Below are 19,329 nucleotides of genomic sequence, written 5' to 3'. Positions count from 1 at the left end.
TCCTGACGGCCGCCGCCCGGCCGCCGTCGCCTGTCAGCTCTTCAAGGATGTGAACTATGTTCATATGCACGTCGATGGTGAGCATGCCACGGGAGGGTGAGGCCGGGTAGGGGGTGCGCAGCGGTCGGGTTCGGTCAGTCCGAGGGGCGCTGGATCAGATGCATGAACGCGTCCAGATTGCGGGTCGACTCGCCGCGCTCGGTCCGCCAGGCGTACTCCTTGCGGATGGCGGTGGCGAAACCCAGTTCGAGCAGGGTGTTGAAGGCGCCGTCGGCAGCCTCCAGGATCTGGCCGAGCAGCCGGTCGACGCTCTCCAGGGTGACCGCGGCGAGCGGCTGCCTGCCGGTGACATAGATGTCGCCGAGCGGGTCGACGGCGTAGCTCACGCCGTAGAGCTTGAGGTTGCGCTCCAGCAGCCAGCGGTGGACCGCGGGCTCGTTCTCGTCCGGGTGGCGGATGACGAAGGCGTTGAGGGAGAGGGAGTGGCGGCCGACGATCAGGGAGACGGTCGTGGACAGCTTGCGGGTGCCGGGGAGTTTGACCACGTAGTGGCCGGGCTCGGGGCTCTCCCACTCGATGTCGTCGTCACCGAGCACACCCTCGATGACCTGGGCCGCGCGCCGCTGCGCCTCCGCCTGTGCTTCCGCCATGGGGGGAGCGTACGTCAGGGGGGTGGTTCCTTCTGGTTAACCGGGGGGGCGTCAGGCGGGGCGGGTGCGGGGGCGGCGGCGGTGGGCGTGTACGGCGGCGGTGTAGACCTCGGCGGTGGCGGCTGCCGCCGCGTCCCAGCCGAAGGAGCGGGCGTGCCGGGCCGCGGCGGCGCCCATCCGGTCGGCGAGCCCCGGGATGTCGGCGAACCGGCCCAGCAGCCGGGCGTACGCGGCCGGATCGTGCCCCCGCACCAGGAACCCCGTCTCGCCGTCCCGCACGGCCACCGGCAGCCCGCCCACCGCCGCGGCCAGCACCGGTGTCCCCGCCGCCTGCGCCTCTATGGCGACCAGCCCGAACGACTCGCTGTAGGACGGCATGACCAGCACGGACGCGGCCCGGAACCAGTCGGCCAGCTGGTCCTGCCCGACCGGCGGCCGGAACCGTACGACATCGGCGATCCCCAGCCGCGCGGCCAGCTTGTGCAGCCCCTCCGGCTTGGCGAGGCCGCTGCCGCTGGGCCCGCCGACGACCGGGACGACGATCCGGGAACGGAGTTCGGGGCGCTCGTCGAGGAGGACGGCGACCGCGCGCAGCAGTACGTCCGGCGCCTTGAGGGGCTGGATACGGCCCGCGAAGAGCGGGATCAGCGCGTCCTGGGGCAGGCCGAGCCGGGCGCGGGCGGCGGCGCGTCCGGCACCGGGGTGGAAGCGGCCGAGGTTGACGCCGGGGTGGACGACGGCGACCTTGCCGGGGTCGGCGCAGTAGTGGTGGACGAGTTCGTCGGCCTCCTCGGCGGTGTTGGCGATCAGCCGGTCGGCGGCGGCGACGATCTGGGTCTCGCCGATGACCCGGGCGGCGGGCTCGGGGGTGTCGCCGTCGGCGAGGTTGGCGTTCTTGACCTTGGCCATGGTGTGCATGGCGTGCACCAGGGGGACGCCCCAGCGCTGGGCGGCGAGCCAGCCGACATGGCCGGAGAGCCAGTAGTGGGAGTGGACGAGGTCGTAGTGGCCGGGGCGGTGTCCGGCCCATGCCTGCATCACCCCGTGGGTGAAGGCGCAGAGCTGGGCGGGGAGGTCCTCCTTGGCCAGCCCCTCGTAGGGTCCGGCGTCGATGTGGCGGACCAGGACGCCGGGGGCGAGTTCGACGGTGGGCGGGAGGGCGGCGGAGGTCGCCCGGGTGAAGATCTCGACCTCGATGTCGATCGCGGCGAGGCGCTGGGCCAGCTCCACGATGTAGACGTTCATGCCGCCGGCGTCGCCGGTGCCGGGCTGGTGGAGGGGGGAGGTGTGCACGGAGAGCATCGCGACGCGGCGCGGGCGGCGATGGCCGAGGCGCCTGCCGCTCAGTCGGGCGGCGGTCGACGGGGAGCGCCGACCGAGCCTGCTGACGTAGTGGCTCACGTGCCGTCCTCCCTGCCGCGGGCATGCCTCGGAGGGCGGCCTGCGCCCTCCACGGGGGTGCAACGCCGGAAGGCCGTGCTCCATTTCCATGGTGTTTGGGTCGGCGGTTTTTTTACCTAATCATTACCGGTGGTCGCTCAACCGTTCGAGGGGGGATGGGGGGGACCCGGCGGGGGGACGGGGGGAGACCCGGGGGGGGCTCGGGGGCGGGGGCTGCCTGGGGTGATGGGGGGCTCGGGGGTGATGGGGGTGCCTGGGGGTGATGCGGGGCCTGGGGCGCCGGGAGTGCGCAAGGGTGCCGGGCGGGCCGGGAGCAGCACCGGGGGCGACGGGAGCACCGAGGGCGACGGGGTCACCGGAGTCGCCGGGAGTGCCTTGGGCGCCGGGAGTCCCAAGGGTGCCGGGAGAACCAAGGATGCCGAGGCGGCGCTTACCCTCGTAGCCATGACCGCCCGTACGACCTCCCGCCCCGTGGGCACGGTGACGCGCGGTACGACCAACCCCAACCGGCTGCGCCGCATGGACCGCTGGATCGCCGCGACCCATGGCCCCGCGCTGCGCCGCGCGGCTGACCCGATGGCCGTCGACCTGGGCTACGGGGCGGCTCCCTGGACGGCGGTCGAACTGCTCCAGCGGCTGCGCACCGCCGCGCCCGGCGTCCGTGTCACCGGGATCGAGATCGACCCGGAGCGGGTCGCCGCGGCACGGCCCTACGCGCGCGAGGGCCTGTCCTTCCGGCATGGCGGCTTCGAGATCCCGCTCCCCGCGCGCCCGCTGCTGATCCGCGCGGCGAATGTGCTGCGGCAGTACGAGGAGGGGGAGGTGGCGGGGGTCTGGGAGCGGCTGTGCGGGCGGCTCGCGCCGGGCGGGCTGCTGGTGGAGGGCACCTGCGACGAGATCGGGCGCCGGCATGTCTGGGTCGCGCTGGGCCCCGAGGGGCCGCGGACGGTCACCTTCGCGACCCGGCTGGGCTCCCTGGAGCGCCCCTCCGACCTCGCCGAGCGGCTCCCCAAGGCGCTGATCCACCGCAATGTGCCGGGTGAGCCGGTGCACGCCTTCCTGCGGGACTTCGACCGCGCCTGGTCCGCCGCCGCGCCCTACGCCGCGTACGGGGCCCGCCAGCGGTGGATACGGGCGGTACGCGAACTGGCCGCCGACTGGCCGGTGATGGACCGTCCGGGGCGGTGGCGGCAGGGGGAAGTGACGGTGGGGTGGGGGGCGTTGGCGCCGCGGGGGTAGGTGGGCGTGGGTGCGTCGGGGCCGTGGAGGTGGGCGGGGTGGGGCGCGTTGGGGTTGTGGAGGTAGGCGCGGGGTGGGGGTGTCTGGCCGCGTAGGTAGGCACGGGGGGAGGGCGTCGGCGTCGGGCGGGCGGGAAAGGCGTCACCGTCGCGGGGCGGGTGGGCACGGCGGGAGCGTCCGGCCTGCGTAGGCAGGTACTGCGGAGGGCGTGGGCGTTGGGCGGCTAGGCACGGTGGAGGGCTCGGCCCACGCAGGTAGGCGCCGCGGAGATCCGTCAGACATCCCCTGGGCACGGCGGAGGGCTTCGGCCGCGCACAAAGGAACGGCGAGGGGCGTCGGGCCCGAACGGATGGGCCCGGCGAGGGCGTCGGCGCCGCGCCGATGAGCGCGGGGTGGGACGGGTCGGTGCCGGGCGGCTGGGCACGGGGTGAGGCGGGTCGGCGCCGGGCGGCTAGGCGCGAGGGGAGGCCGGTCGGCGCCGGGCGGCTAGGCGCGGAGTGGGGCAATGGCGGCCGTTGAGGTCCCGGACGTAACGGATTTCCCTCTCGTTCCCCCGGCGGAGTCGGCCACGAGGAACGATCTGACTGAGTCGTTCGTCACAAAGTCGGGGAGATCGTCGTACGACGCGGTGACCGGGGGAGGCAGTTACCGCCTCTGTCGTTTCGTGCCGCGGCGTGGCACGATCCCTCGGGCGCCGCAGATTACTGACGGTTCATCAGTTGGGGGGCATGGTGGGTATGGCACCGGGCAAGCGCGGGCGACTCTCGGCGGCGGTCATGGTGGTCTGCGCGGTGTGCGCGGCGACCGTGCTGGCCATACCGGGGGGCGCGCTGGCCGCCCCCGCCCCCGACCCGTCCCCGAGCGGCCCGCCCGCCTCGGTGACCGTCCCGGACCCGGTCGCGGACGCCGCCCCGGCGACCGACGCCGAGCTGGAGACCGTCCGCGAACGGCTCGAAACGCTGTACCACGACGCGGCCGTGGCCACCGACGCGTACAACGCGGCGGAGGAGCTGGCCGACCAGCAGTCCGAGGAGATCGCGGCGCTGGCCGAGCGGATCGAGAAGGGCGAGGAGGAGCTGGCGGAGCTGAAGGAGCGGGCGGGCGCGGCGGCCCGCGCCCAGTACCGCACGGGCGGGCTGCCGCCCGAGGCGCAGCTGCTGCTGAGCGACGACCCGCGCCAGTTCCTGAACGGCGCCGGGCGCATCCTCCAGGGCGAGCGGGCCACCGACAAGACCCTCACCGAACTCCGGCAGACCCAGGACGACCTGGAGCTGTACGCCAGGGACGCCGCCGCGGGCTGGGACGAGCTGGAGGCCAACCGCAAGGCCGAGGACACGGCGAGAAAGGAGATCGAGAAGCAGATCTCCGCCGCCGAGAAGCTGGAATCGCGGCTGGCGAAGGAGGAGAAGGAGCGCCTGGCCGAGCTGGAGCGGCGGGCCGCCGCCCGCGCCCAGACCGCCTGGGTCGACACCGGGATACTCGACGAGCTGCCCGCCGGCGCGAGCGCCGCGGGCGAGCAGGCGGTGACCTGGGCCAAGGCCCAGCTGGGCAAGCCGTACGAATGGGGCGCCGAGGGCCCGGACACCTTCGACTGCTCCGGGCTCACCTCCGAGGCATGGGCCGCGGCCGGTACGCCCATCCCGCGCACCTCGCAGGAGCAGTGGCGGCAGCTCCCCCGCGTCGACCTCGCCGATATGCGCCCCGGCGACCTCATCATCTACAACTCCGACGCCAGCCATGTGGCGATGTACGTGGGCGACGGGGCGATGGTCCACTCCCCGCGTCCGGGGCGGACGGTGACGATCGCCGGTGCCGGTTCCATGCCGATATTGGGGGTTGTGCGCCCTGGGGGATGAGCCTTCCGGGCGGGGGGACGGACGGGTACGGTGGCCGGTCATGACCGGTGCCGTGTGACCGGGCGCACGCCCGGTCCGGGCCAAACCCCCGCCGGACGTGACCTTCGTCATTCCGTGCAGGTGGGCGCCCTGCCCAACTGCGGTAGGGATCGCGGCATATGACAGCGGCCCCGTGCCGAGCGACGTGCCTCACACCATTCCAATCGGGCGCCACCACCCGCTATGGTCCCCGTCGGTGGACCGAGCACCCTCGGTCCGCCGTGCCCTCGGGGGGAGGGAAGGAACCCAGGACCATGCCCGTACCCGTACCGCGGCAGAGAGCCGTCCCGGCTGTGGAGAGTGGTCAGGCGAACGCCACGCCTGCGTCAGCGTCCGCGCCCGCGTCCGCGCCAGCGCCCACGTGCTCCGTCCCGGGGGCGGTCATGGGGTCCGTCATGGGCGCCGCGCCCGAGGGGGCGACGGTGGACCCGGTCGGCCCGCTCGGCCCGGTGAGCGGTGATCCGGCGATCGGAGGCCCGGTGGACGGCGATCCGGCGAGCGGGGGTCGGGTGATCGGCGACCTGCTGAGCGGCGGTCCGGCGAGCGGCGGTCCCGTCAAAGACCCCGGCGCCGCTGGAGCCCTCACGCTGCTGCTGATCGAGGACGACCCGGGCGGTTCGGCGATCGTGCCGGAGATGCTCGACTCCTCCGGACAGCCGATCCGGATCCGTACGGCCCGGAATCTCACCGAGGCCGCGCGGCTGCTCACTCACGATGTGCAGTGCATTCTGCTGGACCTGGCGCTGCCCGCCTCCGGCGGCTCGGGCGCGGCCACGTCCTCCCTTCCTGGCCAGGAAGGCGGCGGCCGGGGTGACGAGCTGGCCGTGCTGCGGGACGTCCTGGAACTGGCGCCCCGCCACGCCGTGCTCGCGCTCACCGCGTCCGGCGACGCCGAGCGCGGCACCGAGGCGGTACGGGTGGGCGCGCAGGACTATCTCTTCCGCGACGAACTGGACGGCCGCCTGCTGAACCGGGCGATCCGGTACGCCGTCGAGCGGAAACGTTCCGACACCGCCGAGCGACGGCTCGCCGAGGGACGGCTGCGGGCCCAGGAGAACGCCCGCCTGGAACGCGGGCTGCTGCCGACGCCGCTGCTGGAGGGCTCCTCGCTGCGGTTCGCGGCCCGCTACCGCCCCGGGCGCTCCCGCGCGCTGCTGGGCGGCGACTTCTACGACATCGTGCGCACGCCCGACGGCACGGTGCACGCCATGATCGGCGATGTCTGCGGCCATGGGCCGGACGAGGCGGCCCTCGGCGTGGAGCTGCGGATCGCCTGGCGGGCGCTGACCTTCGCCGGGCTGTGCGGGGACGAACTGCTGAGCACGCTCCAGCAGGTCCTGGAGCACGAGCGCGACGACGACGAGATCTTCGCGACGCTGTGCACGGTCGACATCGCACCGGACGGCCGCCGGGCCGGGCTGTGCCTGGCCGGGCACCCGGCCCCGCTGATCGCCCGCGCGGGCCGCCCGGCGAGGCTGCTGCCGTACGACAACAACGGCCCGGCGCTGGGGCTGCTGCCCGGGGCGAGGTGGCCGCGGATGCAGGTGGAGCTGGGGCCGGAGTGGAGCCTGATGCTCTACACGGACGGGCTGATCGAGGGCCGGATCGGCGGTGGCCGGGAGCGGCTGGGCCAGGAGGGCATGGTCGAGATGGTCCGCCGACAGCTGGCGGAGGGGCTGCGCGGGGAGGCCCTGCTGCGGGCGGCCGTGCAGGAGGTGCGGCAGCTCAATGGGGGCGAGCTGACGGATGACGTGGCTGTGGTGTTGCTGGAGCGGTAGGGGGCGGGGGGCTCCGCCTGCCATAGGGCGGTGCGGGGCGGTGTGGTGCGAGGCGGGGCGGTGCGCGGACCGACTGCCCGCCGGAGCCGCGACCCCGGGGCCCCAAGCGCCCCGGGCACCCCGAACACCCCGAGAGTGTCTCTACCTGCCGCCGTTGTACGGGCCGTAAGGGCCGTCGCTGCTGGAGCCCCGGTTGGGGCGACCGCCGCCCGGGAGGGCGCGCAGGGCGGGCCGGACGTCGACCATGTAGACGATCGTCGCGATGAGGCCGATGATCGGCAGGAAGGACAGGATGCCGAAGATCAGGTTCACCACGAGGGCGAGCGCCAGGATGATCAGCCAGAACGGCTTGGTCTTCTTGTCCGCCGCACGATAGGCGTCCTCGCGGCGAATGGCGGCGTCGACCAGCGCGAAGGCGCTGAACACGGTCAATCCCAGGTTCAGCAGCCACAGGAAACCGGTGAAGCCCTGCATCAGCACTACGTCCACCACCCGAATCGGATCGTCGTCTCTACCCCGTCACCGTTACCCCGTCACCGTACCCCCAACGGTGTCGGCGCCACCCGGATCAACGGACCGGGCACCCGGTAAGTGCCCGGCCCGCCCCGGAACCACGCCTCTCACTTGGCGGGCGGCGTGGTCTTCTTCGCGGTCGTCCGGCGCGCGGCCGGGGCCTTCTTGGCGGGAGCCTTCTTGACGGCGGCGGCCTTGGGGGACTTGGCGGACCCGCCCTCGGCGGACTCGGCGGACTCAGCGGAGTCGGTGACGGGCGGCTCGGCGACCGGCGTGGCCTTCGGCTCGCCGACCGGCTCGACGGCGACGGCGATCTCCTCGATCTCCTCGGCGGCCTCGCCGCGCCAGGTCTTCACCGTCTGCTCACCGTGCTCGGCGACCCGCTCATAGGTCTCGCGCGCCTTGACGACGTACTCGGCGGCGACGCCGACACCGCGCAGGGCGAGGTCCTGGGCGCTCTCGCCGAGCTTCTTCAGATCGGCGTCGAGGGTGGTGCCGAGCTTCTTGAGGTCGCCGTCGAGGCTGTTGATGAACTCGTTGACCTTGGTCTGGACGTTCTCCTGGGTCTCCTTGACCCGGGCTCCGGCCTCCTTGGCGCGGGCGCCCGCCTTCTCCTGGACAGCCTTGGTGTCCGTGTTGCGCACGGCCTCGAAACGGGCCGGTGCCTCGGACCGCAACTGCTCGACCAGCGCGGGCACCTTCTTGGCCTGCTGGTAGGCGAGGTCGGCGGTACCGGCGGCGAAGTAGAAGGGGGTCGGGTCGCTGAAGGTCTTGCGCAGGTCGTCGCTGATGGCCATGGTGAGGGTCCTCCCGGATTCGGCTGCGGATTCAGATGCGGATACGGATTCAGATGCGGATTCGGATTCGGCTGAGGGTCGGTGGTGGTCCGCGGCGGACTCCGGAGTTTCCCTGGTCCGGTTCATCCGGAACTCCGCTGCGGGCCGGCATCGCGCGTGAGATCGTCACCGCCACCGTCGCCATCGCCATGAGCCTGGGCTCCGGCCCCGGCGTCGACCCCGGCTTCGGCCTCGGCGGGGGCTCCCGCCTCGGCGGCGCCGAATCCGTTCTCCTTGCGGAAGGACTCGTACACCTGGAGCAGCACCTGCTTCTGCCGCTCGTCGAGCGTGGGGTCGGCGAGGATGGCGGCGCGGGTCTCGACCTCGGCCGGGTCGCGCTCGGCGTCCAGGATCCCGGCCCGCACGTACAGCGTCTCGGCGGAGATCCGCAGCGCCTTGGCGACCTGCTGCAACACCTCCGCGCTCGGCTTGCGCAGCCCGCGCTCGATCTGGCTCAGATACGGATTCGACACCCCGGCGGCCTCGGCGAGCTGCCGCAACGACAGCTGCGCGCTACGCCGCTGCTCGCGCAGATACTCACCGAGATTCCCGACGTTGAGCGATGCCATGACTTCACTGTGCCTCACCTCCGCTAACTATTGCAAGCAGGCGCTTGCAAAAGTGTGCGGGGTGTCGTGGGGGGGGTGAGTGTGACTCGCAGCGATAACTGTCACTTCGCAGGGGTTTCTGTCACCAGTCGCCCGTAGTCGCCGAACGGTAATCCCCCAGGCCCTGGCTGTGTGAGCCACTAGGTTGGTGTGCGTGGAGACACGGGGGCAGAGGTATCGGTATGTGGGTCCAGCTGAGCTGAAGGAGTTCGTCCGGGCGGGTGGTGAGGGTCGGAGCATCCACTCGGCGGCAGACTTCGGCGAGTGGGTCTCGGCGCTGACCCTGGACGAGTTGGCCGAGCCGTTCACGTTCGTCGTCGATGGCGACGGGGTGCTGCGACTGGCTCCGCGTCGCAGTGAGCACGTGGTGTGTGCCGGCGGCGGAGAGGTTCTGAGCGCCGGTGAGATGAGCTTCCGCGAGGAGTCCGGGTGGTGGGTGGTCGAGGAGGTCAGCAACCAGTCGACCGGCTACTGCCCGGACATCAGCTCATGGCCCGCCGTGGCCAAGGCTCTGGATCGGATCGGGATCCATCGACCGCCCGGATTCACGCACGAGGTCGTCTTTCGCCGATGCCACTCCTGCCGGGAGCTCAACATCGTGCGAGAGGAGGACTTCGTATGCGTCTTCTGCGGCGAGGATCTGCCTCAGGAGTGGAACGTCGGTGAGCCCGGGTGACTGGTCAGACCGCGAAGATCGCATCGCCTTGTGAGTGCGGCGGCATGGCGGTGCGGCAGGTGAACCAGTTCATCCTTCGCGATGAGTTGTGGTGGGATTCGGAGTTCTCTTGCGGGTCCTGTGGCACGTATCTGTGCGAACACGCTGGTCCGGGACCAGCACCTGATGATGTTCGGGTGGCTCTCCTAGCGGCGCATGGGTCCGTCAGACTGCGGCTGGTCGGTTCGGTTCCCAGTCTCGTCCCAGCTTTGAAGGTCTTTCGGGAGGTCGCAGCAGCCTCGTTGTCGCGGGCTCGTGAACTGGTCGGGGAACTGAGCCACGATGGTCTGGTGGGGACGTTGTCGGAGATGGAGTTCCTGAAGGCCCGGCTGCAAGTGCGTGGAGTGCCCGTCGACGTCGATCGGTAGCTGTGGCTGCGTAGGTGAGACCGGGCTCTGGCTCAGGGCTGTGGTCTCGTGACTGACTGTCACGAGAGAAGGACTCGTTTCCGGAGAAGTGGGAAGCCTGCTCGGCCGAACATCTGGCGTTTTAGCATCTTGATGCGGTTGACGTGTCCTTCGACGACGCCGGAGTTCCATGGCAGGGGTCAGTCCGGCGATGGCTGCGTCGAGGTCTCGTTGGAGGCCCTTGGCGAACCGCTGGAGGTTGGGCAGGTCGGTGCTGCCGGCGGCGTCGATCCACTGAGGAAGCTGTTCGCCTTCGAGGTGGGTGAGCATGTGGGCGAAGGCGCGGACGTGTCCGGCCAGGGCATCGAGTTCGGGGCAGTGGGCCAGTACGGCCTTGAGCTGGAGGTGTTCGTGTTCGGGAAGCGAATCGGGGCGGGTGAGGATCCAGCCGGTGACGGTGCGGGCCGTCGGGGGGCGCGGGCCGACGGGCTGAGGTGTGACCCGTAGCGTGCCGATGTAGTCGCGCACGGATGCGTATCCGTCCGGGTATCCCTGTTTCCTGGTCTCTTCCCACAGTGCCCAGGCGTTGGTGTGGCCCTCCTCCCAACGCTGGTGCAGGTAGGGCTTGTAGGGGGCGAGTCTGCTGCGGCGGTTCTGCCACTGGCCGGTGAACGGTTCCTCCGGGGTGGCGGCCCGGGAAGAGCGGATCACGGTGCCGCCGCCCATGCCCAGTTGCCGGGCGATGGAACGTTTGCTGTGTCCGGCGACAAGGAGAGCGTGGACAGCAGCGTGTCTCGCCCGGGTACGGTCGGCGAACCGGTGGCCCGTGCGCCAGGGCGAGGACGACTCCGGGGTCTTTGTCGCCGTCTCGTCGGGGTGGTTCTCCGGCGGTTGCGCGGTGAGCGCCGCCCGCATACAGCCGCGGTGACGGAAGACGCTCTTCTCGGCGGCCTCCGCGAGGTTGTGCCACAGGTGCCAGCGGTCGGCAACCTGGACGGCTTGCGGGGCGCCGCGGCTGGATCCTTCGGCGTAGAAGTTGGCGCGGTCACGGCAGATCAGTTCGATCCCGGGACGCTGGGCCAGCCAGGCCGCGAGGGTGTCGGCCTCCCGGTCCGGCAGCAGGTCCACCGGCCGTCGTGTCTCGACGTCGACCAGCACGGTTCCGTAGATTCGCCCCTTGCGCAGGGCGTACTCGTCCACACCGACCACGCGTGGGGCCGGTCTTCGGGGGTCCGGCAGAGCCTCCACGAGGCGCAGGACCGTGCTGCGGCTGACGGGAACCCCGAAGACATGGGCCAACCGCGCACTGGCCCGGCCGGCCAGGGCGAGCCCGACGGCAGCCAGCGTGGAGCGCAGCCGTTCGGTCCGCTGACCGTGACGCCGGGTCAGCCCGGGTATCTGCTCAACGAAGGTCCGCCGTTCGCACACGCGGTTGCCGCAGGTGAACCGACGGACACGCAAGCAGAGCAGCACCCTCCTGCCGGCACTCGGCACATCAGCGGGAAACCGCTGGTAGGAGCCGTGCACACGATTCGAACGCTCCCCACAGCCAGGACACACGGCTCCCGCCGCCGTGGACCGGACGCCCACCCGCACCACACCGTTCTCCACATCCAGCGACAACACCGCGACATCAGCCGACGCCGGAAACAGCATCTCCTCCAGCGGGAGCAAGATCTCTTCCACAGCCCTGAACTTCAGCCACACCCGGCCAAGGAATGATCATTTTCGGGCAACTCCTCAAGACCACCCAGACCGCACAACCGCCACTCAACGTGAAACTCCACAAAACCTGAGCCAGAGCCTGAGACCGGAGAGCGTTTGTAGGCGGTTTCGGAGAGCGGCCTGGGTCTCTGACTCTCTGGAATGTTGCCGAGAACTGGCAGCAGGCAGTTGCGTCGGAATCTGAGTGACGTCAAGTAAATGTTGACCGTAGGCTCTCGGTGAAGGGCAGGCGCAGTGGACATCACGGTGCAGTGGATCATGTCGTCCTGGACGAAGCAGTCTCGGGGCGGGGAGGCCGCTGCCCGCAGGAACGCGGTGCCGGTCGGCTTCTCGTTGCCTCAGCTGCCCCCTGGGTTTGCCCACTTCATCCAGATGTCCGAGCGTGACGGCTTCGAGCTGCGTTCGAGCCAGAAGAGCCTTCGCGAGATCGGTGTCAGCCTGAGGGACGAAGGTGATCGGCTCCGAGTGCTGGCTCGGGTGGAGCCGCTCTTCGGCTTGCCTCCTCGGGCGCGCAGGCCGCCGGCAGTTCGACTGCTTCCCGGGCAGTGGGTCCGCTGGCAGTTGAACTACCGGTTCACCAGCGCCCTGGGAATCCGAGGGTGGTCGTACTGGCTCGACACGTTCAACATCGCGTATGGTCCCGTCGACCGCGAAGTCTTCCTGTCGGAGCCGACCGTGCTCGTCGATGAGTGCGGGCCACTTCGATAGAGCAGGCGGACTGCGCTCAGACGGCTCCTCGTCCCGCTTGGGCTCGGGTGCTGGCGAGGCGGTAGCAGTCGGTGCCGGGTTCGATCGCACCGTGCTCGTCCAGCAACCGCTCGAAGATCCGCTTCACCGTGTGCCGCTGCTTGCGCGGGGCGTCCAGGTCGGCCCGCAGCATCTCGTCGATCAACGGCTCGTACGGATCCAGCCGCGACGGCCGCGGCGGAAGTTTCTTCCGCCGCTCCGGCCAGGCCGACGTCAACGCCTTCTGCACGGTCAGGAACCCGACACCGTACTTCCGCTGAAGAGCACGGCTCGACAGACCCGCCTTCGCATCACGACGGATCGCCGCGCACAGATCGACCTTGGACTTCGGCAACACCCGGGCCCCCTCGTTGCGTATAGCACAACCATGCCAGCACCCAGGCGCTCTCAAAACTCGGGGACATCACTCTCCCGTGGAAACGGGCGCTCTCCATGCTGAGCGACAGGCGCTCTCGTAACTGACCAACAAAGCCACCAGGTCAGATCCCCCGCCCGGTGACAGTTATCGCTGCGAGTCACAGGTGAGCCTGAGCACGGTAGATGTCGATACGCGACGAGCCGACGAAAAGTCACTGGCTTCCCGTCCCCTCCACCGATGAGACTTCCGACGTGACGCTTCACGAGAAGGAGATCCCGGTCGACGAGGCGCTGATCCGATCTCTGCTGAGAGCACAGCGCCCGGAGTGGGCTGCCCTGCCGCTGTCGCCCGCGGGCGCGGGCACGGACAACACCATGTATCGACTGGGCGATGAGCTGCTTGTACGACTTCCACGAACCGCCGACAACGGAAATTCCGTGCGGAAGGAACAGGAATGGCTTCCTCGCCTGGCGCCCTTCCTCTCCTGTCCGATTCCCGAGCCCGTCCACGCCGGGACGCCCACCGACGCCTTCCCCGTGGTCTGGTCGGTCTACCGCTGGATCGGCGGTGACGTGGCCGGCCCCGACACCGTTCAGGACTGGCCCACCTTCGGAACCGACCTGGCAGCGGTCGTGGGGGAGCTGCACCGCATCGACCTCATGGGAGCGACTCGCGCGGATGGCCTCAGCTGGTACCGCGGAGGCAGCCTGGGGCCGTGCGACCAATGGATCAGTAGGTGTCTCGACGACTGCCGGACCATCGTGGGTTCTGAGCTGGACGTCGACACCCTGGAACAGTTGTGGCGAGCTGCGCTCGCCATGCCCGAGTCCGCCGGACCTCACGTATGGCTCCACGGCGACCTCAAGCCGACCAACCTCCTGGTCCGGGACGGCAGACTCCACGCGGTCATTGACTTCGGAGGGCTCTCGGTCGGTCTTCCCGACGCCGAGCACTCCACACTCTGGGACCTGCCGCCACAAGCACGGCGGGCCTACTGGGACGCCTCGGACCTCGACGATGTGACCTGGGCCCGCGCCCGCGCCTGGGCGATCGCGGTCGGCGCCAGCGGGCTCTCGTACTACTGGCACACCTACCCCGCCTTCGTCGCCGAGTGCATGGCACGGCTTCAGGCAATCCTCACCGACGCCACCGCGCGTTGAACGTCCTCCGCGCGGCGGCAACGAAAAGGCGGCGGAAAAGGCAACGGGGGACGACCTTGTCCGCGCCGGCCCGGCCGCCCATCATCGGCGGATGGACGACACCCCGGACCGTCTCCCGGCCGCCCTGCCCGCGCTGCGGGCCAAGGCACGGGACGCGGGCTTCACGATGTCCTGCGAGGACCGCACGGGAAGCCTGCTGGCGGCGCTGTCCGCCGCACGGCCCGCGGGCCGGATCCTCGAACTCGGCACCGGCGTCGGCGAGGGCACCGCCTGGCTCCTGGCCGGGATGGACGCCGCCGCCCGCCTCACCACCGTCGAACGCGACCCCACGGTCCAGGCCATCGCCCGGAACGAACTCGGCGCCGACCCGCGAGTGACCTTCGCCTCCGGCGACGCGGGCGCCTGGCTGGAGGACTTCGACGGGCCCCCCTTCGACCTGGTCTTCGCGGACACCTGGCCGGGCAAGTTCACCCACCTCGACCGGGCCCTGGACCTCGTGGCTCCCGGCGGGACCTATCTGATCGACGACCTCACCCCCCGGCCCGGCTGGCGGGAGGGCCATGACACCTCCGTCCGGCGCCTACTGGCCGAGCTGAACGCCCGCGAGGACTTCCGCCGCGTCCGGCTGACCTGGTCGAGCGGCCTGCTGATGGCGGTACGCCGGGCCTGAGGAGGAGCGGGGGCCTCAACCATCCGCCGGGGCACCGGGGCGTCGGTCAGCGCCGGACGATGCAGAAAGGGTGTCCGGCCGGATCGGTGAGGACCCGCGCCCGGTCGCCGTGCGGCTGGTGGTCCGGCCTGCCCGCGCCCAGCTCCAGCAGCCGGGCCTCGGCCGCGTCCAGGTCCTCGTGGACGTCGAAGCAGAGATGGAGCTGCTGGGGGACGGTCTGGTCGGGCCAGCTCGGTGCCCGGTAGTCCGCGACCCGCTGGAAGCCGATGACGAGCCCGTGCTCACCATGGAGTCCCGCGAACTCGGCATCGGACTTCGGGTGCGGCTCCAGCCCGGTGATCCGCTGGTAGAACGCCGCCAGAGCCGGCGGATCAGGGCAGTCGAGCGTGATCGCGGCCAGCCGCATACGCGGGGACATGTCGCCTCCGGACGAGCGAGGGCGGGTCAGGGGATCAGGGGATGGAGATCGGGAGATGGAGATCAGGGGATGGGGGGTCGGGGCACCAGGGGATCATCATCCGGCCCCCTCCGGCTGAACGCCAGCCCCCCTGGCCCAACCGTCACCCATCCCTCAGCTCGGCTTCATCGCCCCCGCCCCTCAAATCCACCCTCCCCCCATCTTGATTCTTGGTCAGTGACCCAGTTTACTGCGGAGAATAAATATGGTCGCCGACCAAGAGAAAGATCCGGTCGGGAGAGAAAGGGCACGCGCATGACCGAGCAGCATGTCGTCATCGCCGGAGGCGGCCCCGTCGGGCTCTGGCTCGCCACCGAGCTGCGGTCGAACGGCGTCGCCGTCACCGTCGTCGAGCAGCGCACCGAGATCGACGGGCACTCCAAGGCGCTCACCATCCACCCCCGCACCATCGAGGTGCTCGCCTCCCGCGGGGTGCACCGGACGTTCCTCGACGAGGGCGTGCACATCCCCAGCGGGCACTTCGCCAACCTCGCCAGCCGGCTCGACTTCCGGTCGCTGGACACCCCGTACCCGTTCACCCTCGCGCTCCCCCAGGCCCGTTCCGAGGAGCTCATCGAGCAGTACGCCCTCCGGCTCGGCGCCGACATCCGGCGCGGGCACCGGGTCACCGGGTTCGAGGAGCACGAGGAGTCCGTGACCGTACGGGTGGAAGGGCCCGACGGCGCCTACACGCTCGACGCCGCCTACCTCGCCGGGTGCGACGGAACCCGCAGCACCGTCCGGGAAGCCGCCGGTATCGACTTCCCCGGCACCCCCTCCACCGTCCTCGGCTGGATGGGCGATGTCGCCCTCGACAACGCCCCGCCCCTCGGTTTCAACCGGTTCAACGGCGAGGGCGGTCTGATGATCGCCCCGCTGCCCGGCAACCGCTGGCGGGTCGTCGGCACCTGTCCCGACGGACTGACCACCGAGTGGCCCGGCGATCTCACCATGGAGGAGATGCGGGCCAAGGCCATCGCCATCACCGGCGAGGACTTCGGGATGCGCGACCCCTCCTGGCTCTCCCGCTTCGGCAACACCACCCGCCTCGCCACCGAGTACCGGCGCGGACGCGTCCTGCTCGCCGGTGACGCCGCCCACCAGCACTTCCCCACCGGCGGCGTCGGTATGAACGTCGGCATCCAGGACGCCCACAACCTCGGCTGGAAACTCGCCGCCGTCCTCGGCGGCTGGGCCCCCGCCGACCTCCTCGACACCTACCACGCCGAGCGCCACCCGGTCGGCGCCCAGCTCGAAGAGCACAGCAGCGCCCAGACCCATCTGCTGACCAGTTTCACCCCGCAGGGCCTCGCCGCCCGCTCCCTGTTCAGCTCGCTGATCCGCTCCGTACCGGAGCTGGCCGAGCAGCTGGCCCTGCGGCTCACCGCCCTCGGCGTCCACTACGGCGACCCCGACGCCGACGCCCACCCGGTCATCGGCAGCCGCGCCCCCGACCTCGCCTTCGGCGGCGGCGACACCCTGTTCGGGCTGATCCGCCCCGACGCGTATCTCCTCGTCGACCTCACCGACGGCGGCGCCCTCGCCGGACGCGCCCAGGAGCGGGTCCGGGTGCACGGCGGCGCGACCATCGGCGACCGGCAGGCGTGGTCCGACGTCCGCGCCGCGCTGATCCGCCCCGACGGCCATGTCGCCCATGTCTGGACCGAGACCGACGACACCAAGCTGGCCGCCACCGTGGACGAGACCCTCGCCACCACGCTCGGCCGGTAGCCACGCACGCGGGGCACCCGGGGCGCACCTCTGACGCCCCGGCACCCCTTATGCCCCGGTCGCCTCGGGGGCAAGGATGGCCCCATGACGACGACCACCACCACGCCCCGCGACGACCTCCACCGCTATCTCCAGTCCGCCCGCGAGGCCGTGCTCTGGAAGCTCGACGGGCTCTGCGAGTACGACGTGCGGCGGCCCCTCACCCCGACCGGCACCAATCTGCTGGGGCTGGTGAAGCATCTGGCCGGGGTGGAACTCGGCTACCTCTGCGACACCTTCGGCCGCCCGCACGGCGAGGATCTGCCCTGGCTGCTGGACGCGGGCACCACCAACGGCGACATGTGGGCCACCGCCGATGAGTCGCGCGAGGACATCGTGGGGCTGTACCGGCGGGCCTGGGGGCATGCCGATGCCACGCTCGACGCGCTGCCGCTGGACACCGTCGGCACCGTGCCGTGGTGGCCCGCCGACAAGGCGCGGCTCACCTTGCACCATGCCGCGGTCCGGGTGATCGCCGACACCGACCGCCACGCCGGCCAGGCCGACATCCTGCGCGAACTCCTCGACGGCAAGGTCGGCATGGCCGAGTCCAACGGCAGCATGACCGACGGCGACGAGACCTGGTGGGCCGAGTACCGGGACCGGCTGGAGCGCACGGCCCGGCAGGCGGCGGACCCCCGCCCCGAGGGGGAGACAACCGAGGGGGATACAGCGGTATAGCGAAACAGCCACCGGTCCGCGGTGGCCGGTGGCCACTCCCCTCACCCGCCCCCGTCCAGCCACTCCCGTACGGCGGTGAAGTCGGACTCCGTCAGCGCCCGCCGGTGGTCCACCCGGTGCAGCAGGGCCGGGCCGGGGTGGTGGGCGCGGACCCAGGCGCGGTCGGCGGCGGTGATCTCGTCGTCGAGCCAGACGAAGGCGCGGCCCGCCGCGTGGGCGACCAGCGGCCGGGTCTTCCAGTGCACACCCCCACCGGACCCCGCCTCGGCCTCCTCCCCTTCCCTCTCCTCCTCCCCCTCCGGCCAGTCCAGGAGGGGCAGCGGGGGCAGGCCCAGCCAGGGGGAGATCACCTCGTTGGCGTCGTCCAGCCAGGTCGTGGCCCACACCAGGACGCAGTCCAGCGCCCGCAGCCGGTGACCGAGGGCGGGGTCGATCCGGGTGAGCAGCGGATGCGCGGCCGGGTCCGTACCCCCGGACTCGTACACCGGATACGGTCCCGGCCCCCCGAACGGCAGCAGGGTGCCGTCGACGTCGAGGAACAGCAGTGGGCGCACGGAAACCACGTTGCCGTACCCGGGCCTGGACCGCTAGCGTCATTCGTATGACTGCCGGGTCGGCCTTGTGCCACGAGAGAGTTGGGTGCCCGGCCTCTGAGTGAGGCGGGCGCGGGCCAGGGGCCCGCCGTTTCCTCTCTTCACCTCCACCGTCGTACGGCGGGACGACATCCGCCGTGAGCGTCCGGGGAAACAGAGGAGAAGGAGACCACACCCCAGCATGTCCAACGACACCCATGAGCCGACCATCGATCTCGATGAGCCGGTCATCGACGTCAATGAGCTGGTCAGCGATCGCGATGAGCAGGCCATCGACCTCAATGAGCAGGTCAGCGGTCTCGATGAGCCGGTCATCGATTTCAATCAGCAGGTCATCGACGAGTTCCGCGCCCACCACGGCCGCGTCGGGGGCTACTTCGAGAACGCCCGGCTGATCCTGCTCACCACCACCGGGGCCCGCAGCGGCACCCCGCACACCACACCCGTCGGCTATCTCGCCGACGGCGACGGCCGGATCCTGGTCATCGCCAGCGCCGGGGGCGCCCCCCGGAACCCGGCCTGGTACCACAATCTGGTCGCCCATCCCCGGGTGACCATCGAGAGCGGGGCCTTCACCTATGAGGCCGACGCGGCCGTCCTGACCGGCGAGGAGCGGGAGCGGGCCTGGGCGCGGGCCGTGGAGAGCGACGAGGGCTGGGCCGAGTACCAGCGCAAGACGGACCGGCTGATCCCGGTGGTCGCCCTCCAGGAGGTCCCGCCGCAGGGGCCGCCGCAGATCAACGCCTCCTCGCCGGGCGAGGCGATCAAGGTCGTGCACGACGCCTTCCGCCACGAACTCTCCCTTCTCCGCAAGGAACTGGCGGAGGCCGACGACACCTCCGGTACGACGCTGGGTGCCCAGCTCCGCGTCAACTGCCTCACCTTCTGCCACGGCCTGCACAACCACCACACCGGCGAGGACCTCGCCCTCTTCCCCTACCTCGCCGACCGCCATCCCGAGGCGGCCCCGGCGCTGGCGCGGCTGCGCGAGGAGCACGAACGGATCGCGGAACTGGTGGACCGGCTGAGCGCGGTACTGACGGGGGAGGGCGGCACGGGCGAGAGCGGCACGGGCGGAGGCCCGAGCCTGAGCGTCCGCGCCGAGGTCGAGCGGCTGTCGGCGGAGCTGGAGGCCCATCTGGCCTACGAGGAGGAGCAGTTGCTCCCCCTGCTGGGCTGACCCGCG

The 19,329-nt window shown here is 71.1% G+C and carries 18 protein-coding genes and 1 pseudogene; 10 read left to right on the top strand and 9 right to left on the bottom strand.

The annotated features are described in order from the left end of the window. Positions 1-134: 134 nt before the first annotated feature. Both ABZX40_RS09705 and mshA read right to left on the bottom strand, forming a co-directional pair. On the bottom strand, positions 135-650 hold the full coding sequence (locus ABZX40_RS09705; protein ID WP_355734106.1) for a YbjN domain-containing protein: 516 nt from the start codon (positions 648-650) through the stop codon (positions 135-137). Between the two features lie 51 nt (positions 651-701). Continuing rightward, complete coding sequence (mshA, locus tag ABZX40_RS09700) at positions 702-2,051, bottom strand: D-inositol-3-phosphate glycosyltransferase (RefSeq protein WP_355734103.1); 1,350 nt, start codon at positions 2,049-2,051, stop codon at positions 702-704. A 444-nt stretch (positions 2,052-2,495) separates the two neighbouring features. Between mshA and ABZX40_RS09695 the strand changes: the two genes are divergently transcribed. The 3 genes from ABZX40_RS09695 to ABZX40_RS09685 all read left to right on the top strand — a co-directional run bounded on the left by ABZX40_RS09695 (position 2,496) and on the right by ABZX40_RS09685 (position 6,963). Further along, complete coding sequence (locus tag ABZX40_RS09695) at positions 2,496-3,290, top strand: class I SAM-dependent methyltransferase (protein ID WP_355734101.1); 795 nt, start codon at positions 2,496-2,498, stop codon at positions 3,288-3,290. Between the two features lie 737 nt (positions 3,291-4,027). Beyond that, complete coding sequence (locus ABZX40_RS09690) at positions 4,028-5,146, top strand: NlpC/P60 family protein (RefSeq protein WP_355734098.1); 1,119 nt, start codon at positions 4,028-4,030, stop codon at positions 5,144-5,146. A 293-nt stretch (positions 5,147-5,439) separates the two neighbouring features. Continuing rightward, on the top strand, positions 5,440-6,963 hold the full coding sequence (locus ABZX40_RS09685) for a fused response regulator/phosphatase (RefSeq protein WP_355734096.1): 1,524 nt from the start codon (positions 5,440-5,442) through the stop codon (positions 6,961-6,963). Positions 6,964-7,104: 141 nt separating this feature from the next. Here ABZX40_RS09685 and ABZX40_RS09680 read toward each other — a convergent pair whose 3' ends face one another. From ABZX40_RS09680 to ABZX40_RS09670, 3 genes are all read right to left on the bottom strand, one after another. Beyond that, positions 7,105-7,437: a DUF2516 family protein gene (locus ABZX40_RS09680; RefSeq protein WP_355734504.1), complete on the bottom strand. Its 333-nt coding sequence runs from the start codon at positions 7,435-7,437 to the stop codon at positions 7,105-7,107. A gap of 146 nt (positions 7,438-7,583) precedes the next feature. Beyond that, entirely contained in the window at positions 7,584-8,273 is a 690-nt protein-coding gene (locus ABZX40_RS09675; RefSeq protein WP_355734093.1) for a hypothetical protein, read from the bottom strand. A gap of 122 nt (positions 8,274-8,395) precedes the next feature. Beyond that, complete coding sequence (locus tag ABZX40_RS09670; protein ID WP_355734090.1) at positions 8,396-8,881, bottom strand: helix-turn-helix transcriptional regulator; 486 nt, start codon at positions 8,879-8,881, stop codon at positions 8,396-8,398. Positions 8,882-9,074: 193 nt separating this feature from the next. Here ABZX40_RS09670 and ABZX40_RS09665 point away from each other — a divergent pair, with 193 nt between their 5' ends. Further along, complete coding sequence (locus ABZX40_RS09665; RefSeq protein ID WP_355734087.1) at positions 9,075-9,596, top strand: hypothetical protein; 522 nt, start codon at positions 9,075-9,077, stop codon at positions 9,594-9,596. A gap of 185 nt (positions 9,597-9,781) precedes the next feature. Here ABZX40_RS09665 and ABZX40_RS09660 read toward each other — a convergent pair whose 3' ends face one another. After that, a complete protein-coding gene (locus tag ABZX40_RS09660) occupies positions 9,782-11,689 on the bottom strand; it encodes an ISL3 family transposase (RefSeq protein ID WP_355734085.1) in 1,908 nt (635 codons plus the stop codon). A gap of 252 nt (positions 11,690-11,941) precedes the next feature. Between ABZX40_RS09660 and ABZX40_RS09655 the strand changes: the two genes are divergently transcribed. Beyond that, positions 11,942-12,415, top strand: a complete 474-nt coding sequence (locus ABZX40_RS09655) for a hypothetical protein (protein ID WP_355734082.1) — start codon at positions 11,942-11,944, stop codon at positions 12,413-12,415. An 88-nt stretch (positions 12,416-12,503) separates the two neighbouring features. On the opposite strand, the pseudogene ABZX40_RS09650 reads toward ABZX40_RS09655, so the two are convergent. Further along, positions 12,504-12,791: pseudogene (locus ABZX40_RS09650) on the bottom strand (IS21 family transposase); the annotation flags it as partial. 272 nt (positions 12,792-13,063) lie between these two features. Between ABZX40_RS09650 and ABZX40_RS09645 the strand changes: the two are divergent. Continuing rightward, a complete protein-coding gene (locus ABZX40_RS09645; protein ID WP_355734080.1) occupies positions 13,064-13,972 on the top strand; it encodes an aminoglycoside phosphotransferase family protein in 909 nt (302 codons plus the stop codon). 91 nt (positions 13,973-14,063) lie between these two features. Then, positions 14,064-14,642 carry a class I SAM-dependent methyltransferase gene (locus ABZX40_RS09640; RefSeq protein ID WP_355734078.1) on the top strand — a complete coding sequence of 193 codons (579 nt, stop codon included), beginning with the start codon at positions 14,064-14,066 and terminating at the stop codon, positions 14,640-14,642. 46 nt (positions 14,643-14,688) lie between these two features. On the opposite strand, the gene ABZX40_RS09635 is transcribed toward ABZX40_RS09640, so the two are convergent. Further along, positions 14,689-15,060: a VOC family protein gene (locus tag ABZX40_RS09635; RefSeq protein ID WP_355734075.1), complete on the bottom strand. Its 372-nt coding sequence runs from the start codon at positions 15,058-15,060 to the stop codon at positions 14,689-14,691. 294 nt (positions 15,061-15,354) lie between these two features. Between ABZX40_RS09635 and ABZX40_RS09630 the strand changes: the two genes are divergently transcribed. Together ABZX40_RS09630 and ABZX40_RS09625 are read left to right on the top strand one after the other, a co-directional pair. After that, the gene (locus ABZX40_RS09630; RefSeq protein ID WP_355734072.1) at positions 15,355-16,830 is read left to right on the top strand and encodes an FAD-dependent monooxygenase; all 1,476 of its coding nucleotides are present in this window, start codon (positions 15,355-15,357) and stop codon (positions 16,828-16,830) included. 84 nt (positions 16,831-16,914) lie between these two features. Then, the gene (locus ABZX40_RS09625; RefSeq protein ID WP_355734069.1) at positions 16,915-17,550 is read left to right on the top strand and encodes a DinB family protein; all 636 of its coding nucleotides are present in this window, start codon (positions 16,915-16,917) and stop codon (positions 17,548-17,550) included. 41 nt (positions 17,551-17,591) lie between these two features. Here the strand turns inward: ABZX40_RS09625 and ABZX40_RS09620 are convergent, their stop codons facing one another. Next, positions 17,592-18,104 carry an HAD domain-containing protein gene (locus ABZX40_RS09620; protein ID WP_355734066.1) on the bottom strand — a complete coding sequence of 171 codons (513 nt, stop codon included), beginning with the start codon at positions 18,102-18,104 and terminating at the stop codon, positions 17,592-17,594. Between the two features lie 220 nt (positions 18,105-18,324). Here ABZX40_RS09620 and ABZX40_RS09615 point away from each other — a divergent pair, with 220 nt between their 5' ends. Then, on the top strand, positions 18,325-19,323 hold the full coding sequence (locus tag ABZX40_RS09615) for a nitroreductase/quinone reductase family protein (RefSeq protein ID WP_355734063.1): 999 nt from the start codon (positions 18,325-18,327) through the stop codon (positions 19,321-19,323). The last annotated feature ends 6 nt before the right edge of the window (positions 19,324-19,329 follow it).

This window comes from Streptomyces sp. NPDC004610 (assembly GCF_040609715.1).
Classification (GTDB): domain Bacteria; phylum Actinomycetota; class Actinomycetes; order Streptomycetales; family Streptomycetaceae; genus Streptomyces.
This window is presented reverse-complemented; position numbering and strand designations above follow the sequence as displayed.